Raw genomic sequence first — 1,143 nt, forward strand, 5'->3', positions numbered from 1 at the left:
CAGTTCGGCGGCACCGGGCTCGGCCTGACCATCGTGGCGCAGCTGGTGGCGCTGATGGGGGGCCGCAGCTGGGTCGACAGCGCGCTCGGCGAGAGCACCGTCTGCCATTTCACGGCGCGCTTCGGGGTGCCGGCGCAAACGGCGCCGCAACGCCCGCCGGCGGCCTTGTTCGAGGCGGCGCGGGTGCTGGTGCTCGACGACAACCGGACGCACTGCCAGATCGTGGGGGAGCTGCTCGAGGGCCTGGGCATGCGCCCGGAACTGCTCCACGATGGCGCGCACGCGCTCGCGCTGCTGCGGCAGGGCGCGCGGGACGGCGCGCCGTTCCGGCTGGCCCTGATCGACACCCGGATGCCGGGCTTCGACAGCTACGCCCTGGCCGACGCGATCAGGACCGATCCGGCGCTCTGCCACGGCACGCTCATGATGATGTCGTCGAGCGACATGGCCGGCGAAATGACGCGCTGCGCCGAGCTCGGGCTGACGCACTGCGTGAGCAAACCGATCAAGCAATCGGAACTGTTCGAGGCGCTCGCCGCGCTGCTCGATCCGGGCAGCGCCGCACGCCGCCGCGCTGCCGGCCGCGCCGGACGCCGCCGCCGCGCTGCGGCAGGGCGCGTCGGCACGCGGCAGCGCCGGGCCGGGCGCGATGCATGTGCTGGTGGCCGAGGACCACCCGGTCAACCAGGCGCTGGTGGGCGCGATCCTGGACGCGTGCGGCCACAGCTACCGGTTCGCCGCCAATGGGGTCGAGGCGCTCGCGCTGTTCGAGCGCGAGCGCTTCGACCTGATCCTGATGGATGGCCAGATGCCCGAGTTGGACGGCTACCAGGCGAGCGCCGAGATCCGCCGGCGCGAGGCGGGCAGCGGCGGGCATGTGCACATCATCGCCGTCACCGCGCACGCGATGAAAAACGACCGCGAGCAATGCCTGGCTGCGGGCATGGACGACTACCTGACCAAGCCGATCGTTGCCGAGGAGCTGGTCGCGCTGCTGCGGGCCTGTCCGCCGGGCGTGGCCGCCGCCGCGGCAGGGGCGGAATCGGCGGAAGCGGCGGAAGCGGCGGGAGCGGCGGGAGCGGCGGGAGCGGCTGCCACGAAGGCCGCTCCGACGCCGCAGCGCGAGGCCGCAGCCGCAGCCGC

2 protein-coding genes and 1 pseudogene are annotated in these 1,143 nt (G+C 73.8%); 2 read left to right on the forward strand and 1 reads right to left on the reverse strand.

The genetic code is table 11. From position 1 onward, the window contains the following. A partial coding sequence (locus C7C56_RS30060) for a hypothetical protein (protein WP_229458903.1) occupies positions 1–251 on the reverse strand: 251 nt, incomplete at its 3' end. On the opposite strand from C7C56_RS30060, the pseudogene C7C56_RS30795 reads away from it, so the two are divergent. Further along, positions 223–474: pseudogene (locus C7C56_RS30795) on the forward strand (hypothetical protein); the annotation flags it as partial. The gene C7C56_RS30060 and the pseudogene C7C56_RS30795 overlap by 29 nt on opposite strands. 175 nt (positions 475–649) lie before the next feature. Beyond that, on the forward strand, positions 650–1,143 hold a 494-nt coding region (locus tag C7C56_RS21035), incomplete at its 3' end, for a response regulator (RefSeq protein ID WP_146204584.1).

Origin of the sequence: Massilia glaciei (assembly GCF_003011895.2) — a bacterium.
In the GTDB taxonomy this organism is placed as follows: Bacteria; Pseudomonadota; Gammaproteobacteria; order Burkholderiales; family Burkholderiaceae_D; genus Telluria_A; species Telluria_A glaciei.